Origin of the sequence: Streptomyces sp. NBC_01320 (assembly GCF_035974375.1) — a bacterium.
Taxonomy (GTDB): domain Bacteria; phylum Actinomycetota; class Actinomycetes; order Streptomycetales; family Streptomycetaceae; genus Streptomyces; species Streptomyces yanii.
This window is the reverse complement of sequence record NZ_CP108390.1, coordinates 9,094,644-9,114,520: the sequence shown is the minus strand read 5'-3', so window position 1 is coordinate 9,114,520 and position 19,877 is coordinate 9,094,644. Positions and strand designations below refer to the sequence as shown.

13 protein-coding genes are annotated in these 19,877 nt (G+C 73.0%); 3 read left to right on the top strand and 10 right to left on the bottom strand.

Features of this window, described 5'->3' with window-relative positions; genetic code table 11:
• Positions 1-250 precede the first annotated feature (250 nt).
• Positions 251-559 (bottom strand): hypothetical protein, encoded by a 309-nt coding sequence (locus OG395_RS41455; RefSeq protein WP_327249774.1) that lies wholly within the window; start codon positions 557-559, stop codon positions 251-253.
• Here OG395_RS41455 and OG395_RS41450 point away from each other — a divergent pair.
• Positions 498-842: a hypothetical protein gene (locus OG395_RS41450; RefSeq protein WP_442818646.1), complete on the top strand. Its 345-nt coding sequence runs from the start codon at positions 498-500 to the stop codon at positions 840-842. The two genes, OG395_RS41455 and OG395_RS41450, sit on opposite strands and share 62 nt — an antisense overlap.
• A gap of 33 nt (positions 843-875) precedes the next feature.
• Here the strand turns inward: OG395_RS41450 and OG395_RS41445 are convergent, their stop codons facing one another.
• The 9 genes from OG395_RS41445 to OG395_RS41405 all read right to left on the bottom strand — a co-directional run bounded on the left by OG395_RS41445 (position 876) and on the right by OG395_RS41405 (position 17,658).
• Entirely contained in the window at positions 876-5,768 is a 4,893-nt protein-coding gene (locus OG395_RS41445) for a hypothetical protein (RefSeq protein ID WP_327247500.1), read from the bottom strand.
• Between the two features lie 53 nt (positions 5,769-5,821).
• On the bottom strand, positions 5,822-6,757 hold the full coding sequence (locus tag OG395_RS41440; protein ID WP_327247499.1) for a hypothetical protein: 936 nt from the start codon (positions 6,755-6,757) through the stop codon (positions 5,822-5,824).
• Positions 6,758-6,917: 160 nt separating this feature from the next.
• A complete protein-coding gene (locus OG395_RS41435; RefSeq protein ID WP_327247498.1) occupies positions 6,918-8,444 on the bottom strand; it encodes a hypothetical protein in 1,527 nt (508 codons plus the stop codon).
• Between the two features lie 18 nt (positions 8,445-8,462).
• A complete protein-coding gene (locus tag OG395_RS41430; RefSeq protein WP_327247497.1) occupies positions 8,463-12,116 on the bottom strand; it encodes a hydantoinase B/oxoprolinase family protein in 3,654 nt (1,217 codons plus the stop codon).
• Positions 12,113-13,153 carry an SGNH/GDSL hydrolase family protein gene (locus tag OG395_RS41425; RefSeq protein ID WP_327247496.1) on the bottom strand — a complete coding sequence of 347 codons (1,041 nt, stop codon included), beginning with the start codon at positions 13,151-13,153 and terminating at the stop codon, positions 12,113-12,115. The genes OG395_RS41430 and OG395_RS41425 overlap by 4 nt, the downstream gene beginning before the upstream one ends.
• Positions 13,150-14,313 (bottom strand): glycosyltransferase, encoded by a 1,164-nt coding sequence (locus OG395_RS41420; protein ID WP_327247495.1) that lies wholly within the window; start codon positions 14,311-14,313, stop codon positions 13,150-13,152. The genes OG395_RS41425 and OG395_RS41420 overlap by 4 nt, the downstream gene beginning before the upstream one ends.
• Positions 14,310-15,488, bottom strand: a complete 1,179-nt coding sequence (locus OG395_RS41415) for a glycosyltransferase family 4 protein (protein WP_327247494.1) — start codon at positions 15,486-15,488, stop codon at positions 14,310-14,312. The genes OG395_RS41420 and OG395_RS41415 overlap by 4 nt, the downstream gene beginning before the upstream one ends.
• 140 nt (positions 15,489-15,628) lie before the next feature.
• Complete coding sequence (locus tag OG395_RS41410) at positions 15,629-17,047, bottom strand: HEAT repeat domain-containing protein (RefSeq protein WP_327247493.1); 1,419 nt, start codon at positions 17,045-17,047, stop codon at positions 15,629-15,631.
• A gap of 218 nt (positions 17,048-17,265) precedes the next feature.
• Positions 17,266-17,658 (bottom strand): ankyrin repeat domain-containing protein, encoded by a 393-nt coding sequence (locus OG395_RS41405; RefSeq protein ID WP_327247492.1) that lies wholly within the window; start codon positions 17,656-17,658, stop codon positions 17,266-17,268.
• Positions 17,659-17,972: 314 nt separating this feature from the next.
• Between OG395_RS41405 and OG395_RS41400 the strand changes: the two genes are divergently transcribed.
• Complete coding sequence (locus OG395_RS41400; RefSeq protein ID WP_266988092.1) at positions 17,973-18,167, top strand: hypothetical protein; 195 nt, start codon at positions 17,973-17,975, stop codon at positions 18,165-18,167.
• 38 nt (positions 18,168-18,205) lie between these two features.
• Positions 18,206-19,831, top strand: coding sequence for a hypothetical protein (locus OG395_RS41395; RefSeq protein ID WP_327247491.1), 1,626 nt, complete (start codon positions 18,206-18,208; stop codon positions 19,829-19,831).
• Positions 19,832-19,877: the final 46 nt, after the last annotated feature.

Here is a 19,877-nt window from a genome sequence, read left to right as displayed (position 1 = left end):
CCCCTCGTGCGGGGGCGGTGTTCCGTCAATAAACGGCGCGAGCCTACTACTGCCTCACAGACAACTCGAAGGCATGTCCGGACGATTTTCAGCCGGACTGGCAGGCGCTGGGCGCGAGTTGTCCTGGTATCCCGTGAGATGAAGTTCGCGAAAGCGGCAGAAGAGCCCCGCCAGAGCGCGACATTCCCCCGCGCGGCAGTTGGCTGGAAGTCTTCGTTCCGTGCTGGATCGAGGGAATCTTCACGACGATTCACTCGTCTGTCTGTACGAGCGTCGGCACGGGGTAGGGGATTACGGAGAGGGCGTACGGCAGGGCGATCCGGTCCGCCTGCGTAGAAACGCCGCATGCCGGGCAACAACCCTGAAGTCGGACATTGGTGGGGAGTTGAAAGTCCTTGGACACGGAAGAGCGTCGGAGCACCGGGGCGCCGACGGGGGGCGGGACACGGATCCCGCGGCAGCCGCTGTGGGTGGAGGAGCCTGCGGTACGGCGACGCATGCCGGATCCGGTGCGTACGTCGGCCGTGCGCGCCGTGCTCATCATGTCGCTGACGATCATCCAGGCGATGGTGGCGTTCCTGGCCACCGTGACGGGCTCGTGGCTGGCCTTCCCGATGATGCTGAGCAGCGTGGGCAGCACGGTGGTCGCCACCTGGTCGGTGCTGGACGTGTGGGTGACCCGCCAGGTCTGGAATCAGCGCCATGGCGTGGTGTCCATGCCCAGCAGCTCGGCACGGAAGCTGCGCCGGGAGCGGCGTGCGGCCCGTCGGGCGGCGAGGGCCGAGGACCGGGAGGCGGCTCGGATACGCCGCCGGGGCGCGGGCAGCCTGTCGCGGGCTTGACCACGCGTGCCCCGGCGGGACGCCGAAGTCGCGCTAGCCGGCCGGTGTCCCGGCACCCCTGGGTGGCTCGGGGGCCCGGGGTGCGTCGGAGGCTTCGGCTGCCACTGATGCGTCGGGCGTCGCCGGTGTGCGCTTGAACATGCGGGTCGCGGTGATCTCTCCGTGCACCGTCTCGCCGTTCGGATCCTGCTGCGGCAGGCCGGGGCGCAGATGCTCCTCCACGCTGATGTACTTCAGGCCCGCCCTCAGGTCCGCATCGTTGCGCAACCGGATGACCAGCGGGAATTCGGCGAGCGCCGTCGTGTCGAACAGTCCCGTGGTGTAGAGCAGTTGCACGCCGAGGGCGTCCGACACCGCGCGCTGGAGCTCCAGCAGATACGTGGCATTGGCACGGCCGATGGGATTGTCGAGGAAGAGCGTGCCCGCGTGGCGGTGCTGGTGCCGGTCGCGGCCCCGGTCATTGCTGCGCAGGGCGGCCATCGTGCAGTACAGGGCGATGGCGGCGGTCAGCAGCTGGCCGCCGGAGAAGACATCGCCCATCTGTCCGACCGGGACGCGTTCCGCGCGGAGCACCGCGTCCGGCTTGAGGATCTCCACGGCGATGCCCTTGGGCTCCAGCGCCGCCTGTACGCCGCGCAGCAGGAGGGACATGCCGTCCCGCCGCAGGTCGGAGTTCTTCTTGAGGGCGGCGCGAGTGGCCTCGTCGATGACGTCGCCGAGCCGCTCGGTGAGCGTCGCCTGGTCGGGCTCCTCGAATCGGATTCGCAGGAACTCCTGTCCGGACCACTCCCCCAGGCCCTCGGGGAGCTGGGAGAGCCGCTGGGCGGAACGGAGGGTGGTGAGTGCGGACTCCACGAGTCCGCGGAGCCGGTCGACGATGGAGTCGCGGTTGCGCTCCAGCTGGGCCAGCTCGTCGGTGAGGACGCGGAGCCGGGGCGCGAAGGCGGCGGCCCACTTCTCGGCGTGCTCCGGCAGTGCCGCGGCCGGGAGTTCCCGGATCTGCTGCCGGGCGGGGGTGCGGACCTGCTCGTAGCGGGTGGAGTTGGCGTGCCGAACGAGGACGTCGCTCGCCTCGCGTACGGCGCTTTCGGCGGCGGAGAGGTCGGCGGTGCAGGCGCGCAGCGAGCGACGGGCCTCGGCTGCGGACTGCCGGGCCTCGTCGAGGCTGCCGGGGTACGGCTCGGGGGCCTCCGGGTCGTCGTCGGCGCCGTGGTCCCTGAGAAGGTCGCGCAGCAGGGCGGCGGTCTCGTCGAAGTCTCCGGCGGATGCCTCGGCGGTGCGGTGGGCGTGGAGCAGTTCGGCGTGGGCGGCGCGAGCGGTGTCCAGGGCGCCGGTGGCAGTGCCGAGTTCGGCCGTGGCGGTACGCAGGAGGGTCTGGGCCTGCTCGGCATCGGCGGGGACCAGCTCGTCGGGGAGCTCGGTGTGGTGGGTCTCGCCGTCGACCGGGGCGAGGCGCTCGGCCTCGCCGCGCAGCCGGCCGAGCTGCTCGCTCGCGGCGGAGGCACGGGTCTCCAGGAGCTGGACCAGGGATTCGGCGCGCGCGGCGGCCGCCTGGCGCGACGGGCCGTCGGCTCCGTCGGTGCCCTCGAGGAGCTGGGCGGCGCGGCTGCGGACCTTGTTGGTGAGCCGGTCCAGTTCGGCGAGGGCGGCGCTCTCGTCGCTCTCGGCCCGAGCCTGTTCGGCGCGCAGGTCGGCGCCGACACCCACCTTCTCGTACAGTTGGGATGCGGCCCGGTAGGCCTCGCGCAGGGCGGGGAGGGCGGGGCGCGGGGCGTCGCCCTCGGGCTCAGGGAGGTTCTCCGGGGCGCCTGCGATCTCCGCACGTTCGGCGCGCAGGGCTCGGGCGGTGCGGCGGGCGTCGTCGGCCGCGCGCTGGGCGGCCCTGCGGTCCTCGTCGGCGGCGCGGGCACGCTCCAGGCAGACGGTGGCGCGGGCCTCGGACTCGGCCGCCTCCTCGACCAGTTCACGCAGCCGTGCCTGCCAGCGCGATCGTTCGCGGAGCCGGTGGGCCAGGCCCGCAAGGACGTCGGCGACGCGGCGGGCACGCTGGGCGGCCTCCTGGCGCTCGTCGCGGACGCGGGCGGTGTCCGCGGCGGCTTCGTCGGCCTCGGCGCGCGCCGAACGGGCCTCGGCCAGCACGGCCCGGGCCGTCTCGGCAGCCGTGCGGGCGGTACGGGCGGCCTCGGCGAGCTCGGCGAGCATGCCGGGCGGGCAGTCGGCGCGCCAGGAGCCGATGCGGGCGGTCAGGGACCGGTCCCCGGAAAGGCGGGCAGCGAGCGTGCGGATGTCCTCGTCGCGGTCGGCGGCCCGGCTCCGCAGCGCCTGGCGTTCCTCGTCGGCGGCATGCTCGTCGTGCATCGCCGGGTTCGGCGGGACGAGGAACACCCCGTCGGTGTTCCGGGCGGAGCCGGTGCCGGGGGCGGGCACGGGGGCGAGCAGTGCGGCAGTCGTGCCGACGGCCACGGCGGAGCGCGGCAGCAGGGCGGCGCCGCCCAGGACTTCGCGGGCGCGGGCGTGCGAGTCGGCGTCGGTGATGATCACGCCGTCGACGAGCTCGGGGCGAGCGGCGAGCACCGCCGCGTGGTCGGCGGGGTCGACGGCCTGGGCGAGGTAGCGCCAGCCCGGCAGGGCCGGGATGCCGTGCTCACCGAGGTATTCGACGGTGGCGAGCACGTCGGGTCCCGGCGGCAGCAGTCCGCCGTCGCCGAGTGCGCCGAGGATGCGGGAGTCGTCGGCCGCGGCGGTGCGCAGTTCGAAGAGGCGGCGCTCGGCGGCGGCGATGCCCTCGTCGAGCAGCCCCCTCAGCTCGTCGGCGCTCCGGTCGAACTCCTCCGCGGTGAGTGGTCCTTCGGCAGTCAGGGAGTGCTCGGCCGCGGCGGTGCGTCCGGTGACAAGTGCCTGGCCGGCGACGCCCTGCCGGTCGGAACCGGCCGCGGCGGTGCCGGAGCCGGTGCCTGCTCCTGCCCCGTCCTCGCGCCCGTCCTGGGACGCCACGCCGTGCGGTGCCGCGGTACCCGGCGCGGTGCCCGGTTCGCCACCGGTGGCTCCGCGACGGGGCCGGGGCACGCCCGCACCGTGCACCGAGGGGAGGCCCAGCAGGTCGGCGAGGCGGTGGTCGGCGGCGATCGACTCGGCGGCCCTGAACTCGGCCTCGTACGACTGTTCCGCCGCCTGCGCACCGTCAGCGGCGCGCGCCGCGGCGAGTTCGGCGCGGCTCTCGGCGGCCGCCGCGTCCCTGGCCCGGTCGGCCGCGGCTCCGGCCGCTTCCCGTGCGGCGTTCCAGGCGGCGACGGTGGACTGCTCGGCGTCGCTCGCGGCGAGGGCGGCCCGCGCCGGGTCGGCGTCCGGTGCGGTGTTGTCGAGCCAGCCCGCCCGCACGGCCTCGGCGGTCTCCTGCTCGACCTCGGCGAGGCGCTGGCGCAGATGTCCGGCCTCGCTGCGGGCACGCTGGGCCTCGGTGGCGGCGGTGGTGGCGTCCCGGTGGGCGGTCTCGCCCGCGGCCTGGAGGGTGTCGGAGCGCTCCTCCTCCTCGTTGGCCAGCTGCTCTCCGGCTTCCGCGGCGGTGTGCAGAGCGCGTACGAGGTCGGCGGCGGCGGTGGCGCGGGCGGCGAGCGCGGGTGCGGCGTCGCGTTCGGCCTCGCGGATGGCGACGGCGACGCGCGCGGACCGGTCGGCGGCGGCGCGGTGGCGCAGCACGGCTTCGGCGGCCTGCCAGGCGGAGTGCAGGGTGCGGGCGTCGACCAGCTCGCGACGCTGGGCGGCCGCGCCCTTCTCCGCTCCGGCCAGGGCCAGGGAGGCGTGCCGGTAGGCCAGTTCGGCGGCGATGAGGGCGCTGCGGCTGCGGGCCTCCTCGGCAGCGGTGACCGTGTGGGCGGCGCCCGTCACCTGTTGGGCGAGGTCGGCGGTGCGGCCGCGCTCCTGGGCGGCCCGGGCGGAGAGCCTGCGGGCGAGGGTGCGGGTGCGGCGTTCGGCGCCCGCGTGGATGTCGCGGGTACGGGAGCGGGTGCCGGTGGCCTCGACGATCCGGCCGAGCAGGTCGACGGAGCCGGCGGTGAAGTCGCGTTCCGCGGTGAGTTCGGCCCGGCGGCCCAGCTTGTTACCGAAGCCGCTGACCAGGTCGGCGAGACCGTCCGTGTCGCGGGTGTCCGTGACGGCGCGGAGCAGCAGGTCGGTGAAGTCGGAGTCCTTCTTGACCGCGAAGAGCCCGGCCGCCTCACCCTCGTCGGCGTTCATCTCGCGCTGGTAGCGGAAGAGTTCCGGGTCGAGGCCCAGGTCGCCGAGGTGCTCGTTCCACCGGTCGTGGATCTCTTCCCAGTGCACATCGAGGTGCTGGTAGAACTTTCCCGCGTCCGTGAGGGCGTCCCGGAAGCCCTTCATGGTGCGGCGCCTGCCCTGGGCGCCGGACGCGCCTTCGACGGGCCGGCCGACAGCGGTGGCCTCGGCGACCGGCAGCGAGTCGAGGCTGAGACCGGGTCCGGGGCGGAAGGAGTACCAGGCCTCGGCGAACTTCCGCGGGTCGTTGGAGACCTGTCGTCCGCGCCACTCGCTGACCTTGCCGACGACGACGCACTCGCCCGTGAGGGTGTGCTGCCACTCCAGGGCGACATGACCGCAGTCGTCGGCGAGCAGGAACTTGCGCAGTACACCGGAGCTGGCGCCGCCGAGGGTGTTGCGGTGGCCGGGCAGCATCACGGAGAAGATCAGCTTCAGCAGGACGGACTTGCCGCCGCCGTTCTCCAGGAAGAGCACCCCGGCGGGTGCCGGGCGGCGCGGCGGGCCGACCGGCTCCTCCTCGAAGAACTCCGCCTGGGCCGGCGCGGGGTTGGGCACGGGTTCGCCCACTCCGCGCAGGTCAAGCACGGTGTCGGCGTAGCGCGCACCGGCAGGCCCGATGGAGTAGAGGCGGACCCGGGACAGCTCGTACATGGCGGCGGACTCTCGTCGTTCGGAAAGCAGGAGTGGGGCGGCGGTGGGGGTGCTCAGGCGTGGAAGGGCAGACCGGCGTCGGCCGCCAGCTCCAGGTCGTCGCCGTCGGGCGGCGGCAACAGTGTCGCCGTTCCGTCGGTGACGGGGACGACGCCGAGTTCGAGGAGTTCGGCCATGGCTGAGGTGCCCGCCATGTCGCGTACCTGCAGCTGGTAGCGGGCGGTGGTGCGGAAGGCTCCTCCAGCGTCGTCCCCGGTGCGCTGGAGGAAGCCGGAGTCCGTGAGGAAGGCGACGGCCTTGCCGACGATGCCGGTGGTGGATCCGGCCAGCCGCCGGGCGTCCTTCGTCGCGCCGGTGGAGCTGCGCCGGGCATAGATCCGCCAGGCCGCTTCCAGCCCAGGTGCGTCGGTGGCCGGGTCGGTGTTGTCGCCGCGTTCCTCGGCCCGCTCCTCCAGGCGGTGGCAGGCCTGGCGTACGAACGCGTCGATGCCGTTGACCGTGATACGGCCGATGTACGCGTCGTCGGCGAGGTCCTCGGGGCGCGGGAAGGCCATGGCGGCGACGGCGAGATGGGCCAGCCCGTGCAGGAAGCGATCGGCGGAGTCGGAGGAGGCGCGGCGGGCGTAGTCGCCCATGCGGACGGCGAAGACGGAGTCCTCGCCCGCCGTCACGGCCATGCCGGCGCGGGTGGAGACCTCCAGGACGACGAGACCGAGTCCGGTGGCCACCGCATCGGCGAGCCGGGCGAAGGGGGTCTCCTCCCGGTAGCGCCGGAGGAGCTCGGCGTATTCGGCGTCGCGGGCGGGCATCAGCTTGGGCTGCAGCCCGAAGGCGACGAGCCGGGCGGCGTCGGCCGCGTCGGCCGGGGTGACCGCGGTGGGTGCAGCAGTCTCGTGGGCGGCGACGCCCTCGGTCGCGGGCCGGGCGGTCGCGTACCCGGCGGTCGGCTCGCTCCACGCGTCGGTGTGCTCTGCGCGGTGGTCGCTCACGACGGTCGCTCCTCGGTGCGGGATCTCGGTGGTACGGGGTGGGCGGCGCCGGCTCTCACGGCGTCCGTACGGAAGGGTGCGGGCGAAACCGCGCATCCGGAGGTGGCGGCCCGGGGCCGGCGGTGATCAGGGCCCCGTCGGGTCCGGCGCCCCTGCCCGCTCATGAGGCCTCCGAGCGGTCCGCGGCCATGCCCGCCGCGTCCAGCAGGGCCATGCCCACGATCAGGTCCGCCCCGCCGAACTCCGGGTCGTCCAGCCGGGTCCCGTCGTCGACGGCGAACAGCAGGCGCCGCTCGCCCTGCCGGTACGCGGTGCCGACCGGCGGGGATGCGGCGTGCACCGCAAGCAGGGCGACCAGATAGGGCAGGTCCGGATCGCTCCGCCGGGCCTCGGCGAGGAGCCCGGAGAGCCGGCGCGGTGCGTCGTGCTCCAGATCGAGGAGGTTCATGGCGCTCGCCAGCTGCTCCTCGCTGAACCTGCTGTCGTCCGGGGTGGCGATCAGATCCGGCTCGGGCATCTCGGCCCCCAGATGCTCCCGCTCCAGGGGCGGGGTGAGCAGCATGTCGACCAGGTCACCCACCCGCACCGAGGTGGGCGTGCGCAGCCCCGTGCCGTGGGCGAAGAACGCGTCGGTGACGCGGATGGCCTGTTCGACCGGGAGCGGCAGCAGCGGGGCGACCAGCTGGCCGTACAGGTCGAGGCCGGTCCTGGCCGTGGGGGTGGCGAACGCCTGCCGGTCCTGCTCGGCACGGAACAGCGGTCCTGCCTCCAGCAGGCGGGACTGCAGCTGGGTGTGGCGGCGGATGCAGTCCTTGACTATGTCGACGAGCTCGGCGGCGCGGCGCTTGTGCTCGGGGTCCTCCGCCTCGTCCCGGGCCTTGCGGATGTTGGTGAGGATCGCGTTCTCGTGGCGGTAGCGGTCGGCCACGTGGTCCAGTGCCTCGGCGATCATGTCGGGCACGGCGTTGAGCCAGTCGACGGCTCTGACGTTGCGCCGCGTCGCCTCCAATGTCTTGCGGAGCGTCTCCGCGTACTGCACGGTGCGGTATCGGGCCTGTTCGGCGGCGAGCTGCGCATCGGCGAGGCGGCCCCGGCTGATCAGGACCTCCAGTTTCACCTCGGCGGCGATCTGGGCGCTGGTGACGTCCGTGTCGAGGGCGCCGACCAGGACGTTGACCGCTTCGTCGGTGGCCCTCAGATAGACGCTGCCGCCGTAACCGGGGACCTCTTCGATCAGCTTGAAGTCGTAGTCCCTGCGGACATACACCCCGTCGGGGCCGAACGTGCCGTACACCGCGCGGAAGCCGCGGTCCACGCTTCCGACGTTGATCAGATTCTCGAGCACCCAGCGGGCGACCCGCTCGTGCTCCGCGGCGGGGCGACGCGGGGCCTGGGCAGCGACGCGCGGGAGCAGCTTGGCCACTATCTGCTCGTGGTCGGCGCCCGTGTCGAAGTCCATGTGCAGTGTGACCTGGTCGATCGCGGCGAGCGCGACCTCCGCCATCGCGTAGACCGTGTACTCGCCGGCCAGATTCGCCTTGCGCACGTCGAGGTCGTGCAGCGGCGCCGTGCAGGCGAGCGCGCGCAGCCGCCGGGAGAGCCCCTCGTCGGCGGCCGGGCCCGGGGCGGGCCGCGGCCCCGCGCTGAGCTGGGGCGCAGCGTTGTCCGTGTAGGCAGGCGAAGTCACGCTGCACAGATTAGGTCCTCACACCGACAACGGTCGAAACGGCGCAGAAGCGACCGGTTGCCGCACTCCGTATCCTCCGCCGCCGGGTGTGCACAGCACCAGCATATCGCCGGGCGCCAGTTCGGCCGTGTCGCACCCCTCCAGCGAGGTGACCGTGTTCTTCCCGTCGGCTCGCTCGATGTGCTGACTGCCCAGCGCGCCCGGTTCGCCGCCCGCCATGCCGTACGGAGGGACGCGGCGATGTCCGGTGAGCAGCGCCACTGTGACGGGTTCGAGGAACCGGAGTCTGCGCTCGACCCCGCAGCCGCCGTGCCACCGGCCCGCTCCCCCGCTGCCGTCCCGTACCCGGAAGCTCTCGACCAGGACCGGGTAGCGCCATTCGAGCACTTCGGGGTCGGTGAGCCGGGAATTGGTCATATGGGTCTGCACGGCGTCGGTGCCGTCGAAGCCGTCGCCCGCGCCCGAGCCGCTGGCCACCGTCTCGTAGTACTGGACGCGGTCGTTGCCGAACGTCAGGTTGTTCATGGTGCCGGAGCCCTCGGCCTGGATGCCGAGCGCCCCGTACAGCGCGCCCGTGACGGCCTGGGAGGTCTCCACATTGCCCGCGACGGTGGCCGCGGGATGGACGGGCGCCAGCATCGAACCGGCCGGGACTCTGACCTCCAAAGGTTTGAGGCAGCCGCTGTTGAGCGGGATGTCGTCGGCGACCAGGGTCCGGAAGACGTACAGAACCGCGGCCATGACGACGGACTTCGGCGCGTTGAAGTTCCCGGGCTGCTGAGGTGAGGTCCCGGTGAAGTCGACGATCGCGCTGCGGGCGGTACGGTCCACGGTCAGCGCGACCTCGATCACGGCGCCGTTGTCGGTCTCGTAGCGGTACGAACCGTCGTGCAGCCGCCCGATGATCCGGCGTACGGACTCCTCGGCGTTGTCCTGCACGTGGCCCATGTACGCGTCGACGGCCTCCGCGCCGAACTGGTCCACCGTGCGGCGCAGTTCCGCGATGCCCTTCTCGTTGGCGGCGATCTGGGCCCGCAGATCGGCGAGATTGGTGTCGGGGTCGCGGGACGGGAACGCGGCGGTGGTGAGCAGCTCGCGGGTCTCGGCCTCGCGGAACCTGCCGTCCCTCACCAGCAGCCAATTGTCGAACAGCACCCCTTCCTCGTCGATGGTGCGGCTGAAGGCGGGCATGGAGCCCGGGGTGATGCCGCCGATCTCGGCATGGTGGCCACGTGACGCCACCAGGAATCTCAGCCCCGACCCGTTCTCGCCGCGTTCGTCGAACACCGGGGTCACCACCGTCACATCGGGCAGATGGGTGCCCCCGTGGTACGGGTCGTTGATGGCGTACACATCGCCGGGGCGCATCGTGGAGCCGTTGCGCCGCAGCACTTCCTTGATGGACTCCCCCATCGATCCGAGGTGCACCGGGATGTGCGGGGCGTTGGCGATCAGGTTGCCGTCCGCGTCGAAGAGCGCGCAGGAGAAGTCGAGCCGCTCCTTGATGTTGACGGAGTGGGCGGTGTTCTCCAGGCGCACGCCCATCTGCTCGGCGATCGACATGAAGAGATTGTTGAACACCTCCAGCATGACCGGGTCCACCCGCGTGCCGACGGCGGTCCGGTCGGGGCGCGGTCGGACCCGGGTGAGCAGCAGATGGCCGGTGTCGCCGAGGGTGACCTGCCAGCCGGGGTCGACGACGGTGGTGGCGTCGGCCTCGGCGATCACGGCTGGACCGGTCACGGTGTCCGACGGCTGCAGGGCCTCGCGCCGGTGGAGCGGGGTGTCCTGCCATCGGCCCTCGGCGAACATCCTTACCGTGTCGTGGGGTTGTGGTGTGCCCTCGCGGACCGTCCGGTCCACCGGCTGCGGCACGTGCCGGCCCGCCGCGCCGGTCGCCTCGACCGACACCGCCTCGACGAGCAGTGGTCTGTCCATGGTGAAGCCGTAGCGGGCGCGGTGCTCGTCCGTGAACGCCCGTGTCATCGCGGGCGCGGTGTCCAGGTCGACGGGCAGGCTCGCGTCCGTGCCTGCGTAGCGCAGGAGGACCCGGGCGTGGGTGCTGATGGCGCTGTCCTCGAGGCCGTCGGCGCGCAGTTCGGCGCGGGTGCGGGCGGCCAGTTCCGCGCAGAGCGCGTCGACCGTGGTCCCGGTGCCTTCGGCGTCCAGCTCCGCTTCGACGGACTGTTCGCGCATGGCGGTGGCGTCGGCGAGCCCGATGCCGTACGCGGACAGCACCCCGGCCAGCGGTGGCACGAGGACGGTGTCGACGCCGAGTGCGTCGGCGACGGCGCAGGCGTGCTGACCGCCGGCGCCGCCGAAGCAGGTGAGGGCGTAGCGGGTGATGTCGTGGCCGCGCTCCACAGAGATCTTCTTGACCGCGTTCGCCATGTTGAGCACGGCGATCTCCAGGAATCCGGCCGCGGCCTCGGCTGCGGTACGTCGCGTGCCGGTGACCTGTGCCACCTCGTCGGCGAGTGCCCCGAACCGCCGGCGCACGACGTCGGCGTCGAGCGGCAGGTTTCCCTCCGGCCCGAAGACTGCCGGGAAGTGCGCGGGCTGTACCCGGCCGAGCATCACATTGGCGTCGGTGACGGTGAGCGGCCCGCCCCTGCGGTAGCAGGCCGGGCCGGGGTCCGCGCCCGCGGAGTCGGGTCCGACCCGGTAGCGCCGGCCGTCGAAGTGCAGGACGGAGCCGCCACCGGCCGCAACGGTATGGATGTTCATCATCGGGGCGCGCATCCGGACCCCGGCCACCTGGGTTCCGAGCTCGCGCTCGAACTCGCCCGCGTAGTGCGAGACATCGGTGGAGGTGCCGCCCATGTCGAAGCCGATGACCCGGTCGAATCCGGCCTGTCCGGACGTACGGGCCATGCCGACGACCCCACCGGCGGGACCGGACAGCACCGCGTCCTTGCCACGAAAGTGCGCGGCTTCCCGCAGTCCGCCGTTGGACTGCATGAACATCAGCCGGACGGACTCCAGTTCGCCCGCGACCTCCTCGACGTACCGGCGCAGGATCGGCGAGAGGTACGCGTCGACGACGGTGGTGTCGCCGCGCGGTACCAGTTTGATCAGCGGGCTGACCTCGTGCGAGCAGCTGACCTGGGTGAAGCCTGCCTCACGGGCCGCGGCGGCGACGGCGGCCTCGTGGGCGGGGTGACGGTAGCCGTGCATCAGGACGACCGCCGCGCTGCGGAAGCCGGCCGCCCTCGCGGCTCTCAACTGCGCCGCCGTCGCAGGCAGATCGAGGGGGGTGAGGGTCCGGCCGTGCGCATCGATCCGTTCCGGGACCTCGATCACCCGGTCGTACACGGCCTCCGGCAGCAGGATGCGGCGGTCGAAGAGGCGCGGGCGGTTCTGGTACGCGATGCGCAGGGCGTCCCGGAACCCTTCGGTGGTGACCAGGACGGTCGGCTCCCCACGCCGCTCGAGCAGGGCGTTGGTGGCGACGGTCGTGCCCATCTTCACACTGCCGACCCGGTCGGCGGGGACCGGGTCGGTGGGACCGAGGCCGAGCATGAGGCGGATCCCGGCGACGGCGGCGTCGCGGTAGCGGTCCGGGTCGTCCGAGAGGAGCTTGCGGGTGACCAGGTGCCCGTCGGGATCGCGGCCCACCACGTCGGTGAACGTGCCGCCACGGTCGATCCAGAACTCCCAGCGTCCCGTCATCCCTCCATACTGACGCGCGGCGCGGACAACGCGGACGCGACGTGCCGCCCCTCGGGCGTGACGGCGGCAAGCGCGCCCTGCAACGCCTGGTCGGCCCGCCGGTCCAGCTGCCCGCTCGTGCCGCGCGCCCAGTGCCGTACCTCCGCTCCCGCCAGGCACAGCAGCTGAGGCAGCAGATCGGTGCTCCGCCTCACCAGCCACCCGGTGCCCGCCGTGGCCAGCCAGAACAACGAGTCGGCACGGCTGGGCGGCGGCTGCTCCGGCTCGCGTCCGGGCGGGGCGCCGAGGACAAGACCGCGGGCGGCGAGCAGGGCGTGGAATCCGGCCGCGACCGATCGATGGCCGCGCTCGGCCGGATGGAGCCGGTCGACGCTCCACTGCGAACGGTCGGAGACCCATGCCCCGTCCGAGACGTGCAGATGGACGGCGTCGTAGCGGGCGGACAGGGCATGCACCACGGCATTCACCGCACCCTGGCGCCGGGCCAACGGGCGCGCCAGGGGTGCGGGCAGCCCGAGGACGGAACCGGGATCGGGCAGACATGCCGTCAGGAGTACGGCTCCGCCGCCGGTCAGGAGCGCACAGACCTCGTCCAGCCGCCGGGCGATGAGCCGGATGTCGAAGGAGCGGCGGAGGGTGTCGTTGACGCCGACGACCACGGAGGCGAGGTCGGGCCGGAAGGCGGCGGCGGCCGGAGCCTGCCGGTCACGGACGTCGCCGGAGAGCGAACCGCTGACGGCGAAGTTACGGAACTCGACGCCCCGGTGGCAGTCGCCGATGCCCTCGGCAAGCAACGCGGCCCAGCCGCGCAGGCCACCGGGGACGGGATCACCGACTCCTTCGGTGAACGAGTCCCCGAGCGCGGCGAACCGGATCGGGGAGTGGGGTCTCCCGGGCGGGGCGGACCGTTCCGGCAGAGCCTCCGTCACCGGTGCCGGAACCGGCCCGCGGACCGGCGCGGCCACGGGCACCCCTGGCACGAGCGGCACCGCCACGGCGGCCTCTGCGCCGTCCGCCCGCGCCCGCACCCCCGTCATGTCCGCGCCTCCCGGATCCCGCCCCGCTCCGGCACCTCGTGCGCCGCCAGGAACGCGGCCACCGAGCGGTCCCAGCCGAAGAGTTCGGCACGTTGTCGCGCCGCCGTGCGCCGCTCCTTCTCCGGGCGCGCCAGCAGTTCCCGTACCGCCGCGGCGAATGCGTCGCCGGTGTTCGCCGCAGCCGCTCCCGCACCGCCGATCACCTCCGGCAGCGCTGAACTCGCGCTCGCCACCACCGGGGTGCCGCAGGCCAGTGCCTCCAGGGCCGAGAGGCCGAACGTCTCGGCGGGGCCCGGCGCCAGGCAGATGTCGGCCGCGGCCTGCAGATCCGCCATCCGCTCCCGGTCGTGCACATGGCCCAGGAACTCGACCGGCAGCCGCTCCGCCCGTACCCGGCTCTCCAGCCCCGCGCGCAACGGCCCGTCCCCCGCGACGAGCAGCGTCGCAGGTACGCCCAGGCCGTTCAGGACGGCGAGGGCGTCCAGGGCGCGGCCGGGACGTTTCTCCACCGAGAGGCGGGAGCAGAGCAGAAGCAGTACGGACCGGCCGTGCGCATGGCGGGCGCGCAGGACCGTGTTGCGGCGGCCGGGGCGGCAGCGCCGCAGGTCCACGCCGAGCGGGGCGCGGACCACGTTGCGGGCGCCGATCCGTATGAACTCGCGCTCCGCCCACTCCGTGGTGCAGACGATCCTCGCGTAGGCGTGAGCGCTGAGGATGTTGAGGCGGTCGGCGGCGCGTCCGGCCGCGGCCGGCGGTACGCCCCAGGTGCGCAGCACCCCGTCCGCCGTCTCGTGGGAGACCATCACGGCGGGCACCCTGGCGCGGCGCGCCCACTCGCCCGTCCAGCGCAGGGTGGTGCGGTCGGAGACCTCCAGACGGTCGGGACGCAGCGTTCCGAGGAGGTCGCGGAGCCTGCGGCGACCGGCCAGCACGCGGTAGCCGCCGCTGCCCGGCAGGACCGGACCGGGCAGGGTGATCACCCTGCCCTGCTCGGTGTACACATCGCCGGCGCTGTCGCCGGGGACGACGAGCACCGGTTCGTGCCCGGCAGCGAGGTAGCCGCGGCCGAGTTCGTCCAGGGCGGTGCGCAGTCCGCCGGAGGACGGGGTGACGAAGTTCGCCAGGCGGACGATGGTCGTTCCCCGCTCGCGCCCGGTCATGCGGCCACCGCCGGCCGGTCGCGCAGGACCTCGTCGTAGTGGCCGAGCAGCTGATCGCCGACGGCTTCCCAGGTGCGGCCCTCGACCATGGCCCGCCCGGTCCGCCCGTACGCCGCCGCGAGGGCCGGGTCCGCAACGAGTGCGCCGACGGCCGCCCGTACCGCATCGGTGTCGTGCGGCGGGACCAGCAGCCCGGTCCGCCCGTGGTCGACGAGGTCGAGCGGTCCGCCCGCCGCCGGGGCGACCACGGGCACACCGGAGGCCATCGCCTCCTGCACGGTCTGGCAGAACGTCTCGTACGGGCCGGTGTGCACGAACATGTCCAGCGACGCGACGATCCGGGCGAGGTCGTCCCCGGTCCTGCGGCCGAGGAAGACGGCGCCGGGCAGAGCCGCGCGCAGAGAGGGGCCGCTCGGGCCGTCACCGACGACCACGACCCGCACCCCGGGCAGTCCGCAGGCCCCGGCGAGAAGTTCCACGTGCTTCTCCGGGGCGAGCCGGCCGACGTATCCGACGAGCTTCTCCCCGCCGGGGGCGAGGCGCCGGCGCAGCGCCTCGTCGCGCAGCTCGGGCCGGAACCGTACGGTGTCGACGCCACGCGGCCACAGCCGCACCCGCTCCACCCCGTGGTCGGTGAGGTCGCGGACGGCGGCGGTCGACGGAGCGAGCGTGCGGTCGGCGGCGCTGTGCACGGCGCGCATCCGGCGCCAGGCGGTGTTCTCGCCGGCGCCGAGGTAGGTACGGGCGTAGCTGGCCAGGTCGGTCTGGTAGACGGCCACGGTCGGCAGCCCCAGCCGGGCGGCGGCCGCCATGCCGCGGACGCCGAGCACGAACGGTCCGGCGAGATGGACGAGTTCGGCCCGGTGGGCGATGAGGGCCGCGGTCAGCCGACGGCTGGGAAGCGCCACCCGCACCTGGGAGTAGCCGGGCAGCGGCAGGGACGGGACGCGCACCACGGGGCAGGGCGCGGCCGACGCGAAGAGGTCGGTGCCGCCCGGGGTGCCCGGGTACGGGGGTGAGGAGGAGCGGGACGTGGTCGTCGCGCCGGCGGTGGCCGGGGCGATGACGAGCGGTTCATGGCCGCGCGCGGCAAGATGCCGAGCGGTCTGCAGGGTGCAGTGGGCCACGCCGTTGACATCGGGCGGGAAGGATTCGGTGACGATGACGACACGCATACCCGTGTTGTCGTCGCACCGGACGTGACTGGGCCGACTTGGATCTTTCCCCCCGGGGAACGTCCCATGAGCGTTGGACGTCCGTGGGCGGGTACGCCGCGCTCCCCCGAAGCGCTGCGTCCTGCTGTGCGTGGAGCGGGTCAGACAGCGGGGGCGTCGGGCCCGATCCTGCTGCGTACCGCGGTCTGCACCTCGGCCTCCTCGGCCGGGTCGGCGGCCAGTCGGCGCAGCCGTTCGGCGACCCTGATGTCGCCGGTCTCCGCATGGAGTGCGGCGACCTCGCGGGTGGACTCCTCGCAGTCCCACAGGCATTCGACGGCGAAGCCGGTGGCGAAGGAGGGGTCGGTGGCGGCGAGCGCGCGGGCCGCGCGGCCGCGCAGGTGGGAGGAGGACGTCTCCCGGTAGACATGGCGCAGGACGGGTGCGGCGCAGGCGATGCCCAGCCGGCCTGTGCCGTCGACCAGGGTCCACAGGCGCGGTGCGTCCGGTCCTTCACCGCGTACGGCGTCGCGCAGGGCGGCGAGGACGAGGGAGGCGTCCTCGGCTCCACCCCGGCAGGCGAGCACACCGGCGGCGGAGGCGCCGAGCGCGTCGGGCCGTCGGGCCCAGTTCCTGGCCCGGTCCACCGCCGCGTCGCCGCACATCCGCTCGAAGGCGGCGACGGCCGCGTCGGCGACGGTGCTCGACGGGCTGACCGCCGCGGCCTCGATGAGGTCGAGGACAGCGGGGTCCCTGGCCTCGGAGAGGTAGTGCAGGGCAGCGCAGCGGGCGCCGTCCGGACCGCTGCGGGCGGTCTCGACGATCAACGGCCGGTCCTCGGGACCGGCGACGGCAGTCAGGCAGCGGGCGGCCGGTACGTGGAGGACGCTGCCGCGGTCCAGTCCTTGCTGGGCCCAGTCGAACACGGCCTGGACGCTCCAGCCTGGTCGTGGGCCTCCGGGCCGCATCTGCCGCTGCCAGCGGTCGAACGAGCCCTGTTCGGAGGCGGCCCTGACCCGGGCGCCGACCGCTTCACGCGGGTCTTCGGCCCACAGCCGCCAGGGCCGGGGTTCGAAGGCGTCCCGTACGGCGGCCGCGAGTTCGGCGGTGCCCTCCTCGGTGGCGGGGAACCGGCCGAGGACGGGCACGGCGAGGGAGCGGAGCCCGGCGTCGTCGTCACGCAGGGCCAGCTCGTCGAGGGCCCACGCCCAGTTGGCGCCCGTCGCCGCGTACCGCCGCAGCAGGGCCAGGGCGTCGCCGCGTCCGTACGAGGCGAGGTGGCCGAGGACCGCGAGGGCCAGGCCGGTCCGCGAGTCGTCGGTGTCGATGTGGTCGTCGGGATCGCAGAGGTGCCGCTCGATCTCTTCGATGCCGCCGTCGAGGTCGAGATACAGGCGTGCGTAGTAGAGGGAGCGGTTCTCGACCTGCCAGTCGTGACGCGGGTCGCTCAGGACACAGTGGTTGAGCGCCGCGAGGGCCTCGGGGCGCGGTGCGGCAAGCGCGTGGAGCGTGCCGTCGCCGCGGCCCCTCTGCAGCAGGCCGAGCAGGGTGCCGCTCGGCGCTATGAACGGATCGAACATGGGAGAAGCCTCACATCAAGCTGTCGACGCAACCGGGACTGTGCAGTTCCAAGTGCCGGGTGGGCACTACGCCGCGCAGCAACATGATCGGCCGACCGCCGTCTTCTGCTCGCTGTAGACCATCTTCCTCTGCCTCTCGTCGGTGGCCCGAATCGGGCCCGCGACGTCATGATGACCCACCCATTTCGCCACCGCGACCACATTTACGGCGAACCCGTTCAGCGGGAGCCGAAGAGTTCCAGCAGGTCGGCCTTGCCGAACATGCGTGCGGTGTCCGTTGCGGACGGTGTACCGGCGTCCGGGTCGGCGCCCGCGGCGAGGAGCGCCTCGATCACCGCAGCCTCGCCCTTGAAGACGGCTCCGGCGAGCGGCGTCTGCCCGCGGTCGTTGGCCCGGTCCGGGTCGGCTCCCCGGCTCACGAGGGCCGCGACCGCGGGGGCGTGCCCGTGGTACGCGGCGAGCATGAGCAGCGTGTCGCCCCGGTCGTTGGTGAGGTTTGCGGGCACACCGGCGTCCACGTACGCGGCGAGCGCCTCGGTCTCCCCGCGGCGCGCCAGGTCGAAGACCTTGGTCGCCAGCTCGACGACCTCGGGTTCGGGGGCTTCGCTCATCGGACGGACCGCCTTCCATCAACGGGTTTCGCTGGTGCCTGCCAGGGGGGTGGTACGCCGTGGGGGCCGTACGAGTGAATCGACAGGGTACTGCTCCGCAGCGCACATGCCGCGCCCCGGCCGCGGCAAAGCATCACGTCGCGTGAGGCCGGAACGGTGCGCGGCACCGGAAGTTCCGTCCGCACCGCGTTCTCCTGTCGGCCAGTCCAGTGAAAAAATCGGGTTTTCACCCAATTACAGCTTTTATCCTATAGATACTTTTTGTGAGCCTGGAAGGACTCATGGTGACTGTCCCCCAAACAGGAGAACCACTCATGAACCTTTCCATGTCTGGCGTCGTCATCCTCGGCATCATCGTCTTCCTGTTCTTCAGGAAGGACGGTCTGAAGGGCTCGCACGCCTTCGTCACCGCCCTGTTCGGCTTCTATCTGGCAGGCACCGCCATCGCACCGAGCATCACGGCGGGCGGCGCGAGCCTGGCCAGCCTCCTGGGCGGGATCAAGTTCTGACCCGCCGCGACCGCTCCCACCCCTTCAGGAGAACCGACGTGGCCCGGCGACCCCTTCCCCGCATTCTGAGCAGCGGCAGCGCTTCGATCACTCGCAGTCGCGAGTTCGCGCGCACGGCCGCCGCCAACGCCACCGACGTCCTCCATCCGCTGATCAGGGTCGTTCGTGGTCTGCGGCTGCTGGCCGGTGCAGGACGGCAGAAGTGGGCGGCGACGCCCAAGGAGCGGCGTAATCCCATTCTGTTCCTCGTCGCGGCCTGCGTACTCGTGGTGGTGCTCATCCCGTACGGGCCGCTGCTCGCCCTGGTCACGGTGATGGGCGCCGCCGCATGGAAAGGGCGGGAACGCACGCCCGCGAAGACCGGTCCCGGCAAGGCCGAGACGGCGCGGCTGCAGGCGCTGTACGAGGCGCTCGTGCCGCACTTCTCCGTCGCCGATGACCCCAGTCCGCTGTTCGCCCACGGTGGCGACTGGGCCAAGGCGTTCAGCGGCTACACGTTCGACGGCGACGGTCGCGTCACCCGCCTCCAGGTCTCGTACCCCGCATACTTCACCGACAGCGAGACCGCCTCCCGTACCCGGATCGAACAGCTGCTGCACGCCAAGTCGGGCCGTGGCCGCGAGTACCGCTTCGCCTGGAACGAGGAGGGCAACCAGCTCGTCATGAGCGTGCTCGACGCACTGCCCACCTCGATCGCCGCACAGCACTTCGTCACCGCGCCGGGCGAGACGGTGCTGGGGTTCACCGACGACGACGCGGTGCAGCGCACCGTGCCGGTGACCGACGGGGACACGACCCGGGACGCTCCCCCGGTCGTCTGGCGGACCGGCGCCCGCTCCACCGAGCCGCATCTGCTGATCGTCGGACAGCCCGGCGGCGGCACCACCACGCTGATGCGCTCCATCGCCATCCAGGCGCTCCAGCACGGCGACATCCTCATCATCGAAGGCAGCGGAACCGGTGAGTACGCCTGCCTGACCGGGCGCGCCGGTGTGCTGGCCGTCGAGTGCGGACTGGCCGGCGCACTGACCAGCCTGGAGTGGGCGGCCCATGAGACGGAGCGACGGCTGATCGCCGCCAACCGGGCCCGGCAGGCGGGGCACTCCGCGCCCGAGGACACCAGGCGCCCGCTCTGGATCCTGCTGGACCGGCCCAGCGTCCTCGGTCATCTGGCGGCCGCCGACGGCAGACCCGACCCGCAGGAGCTGCTGCAGGTGCCGCTGCGGCACGGCCGCGCGGCCAATGTCACCGTGGTACTGGCCGATCAGTTCGACAGCCTGGACACGCTCAGCGAGACGGTACGGACCCACACCAGGGCACGCGTCGTGCTCGGCCACAGCTCCCGCGACCAGATCGAGACGGTGCTCGGCCTGGAGCCGCACACCACACCGACCCCGGACGTCCCGCCCGGCCGAGGGTACGTGCGGCTCGGTACCGGTCCGGTGCTGCGGCTCCAGGTTCCGGCCACGCCTGATCCGTACGACGACGCGACGAGCGAGGTGCACCGCCAGGCGGTGCTCGATCTCCTGCCCACGGGGCAGACGCCGATCGAGGCGACCGTTCCGGATCCGGCGACTCCGGCGACTGCGACCCCCTTGACCCCGCAGAACGCACTGACCGCGGAGATCGCCCTGACCCCCGAGCAGATGTCGCTCAGCGAGTAGGAGCGCGGAAGGGGCGGGGAAGGATCGCACGATCCTTCCCCGCCCC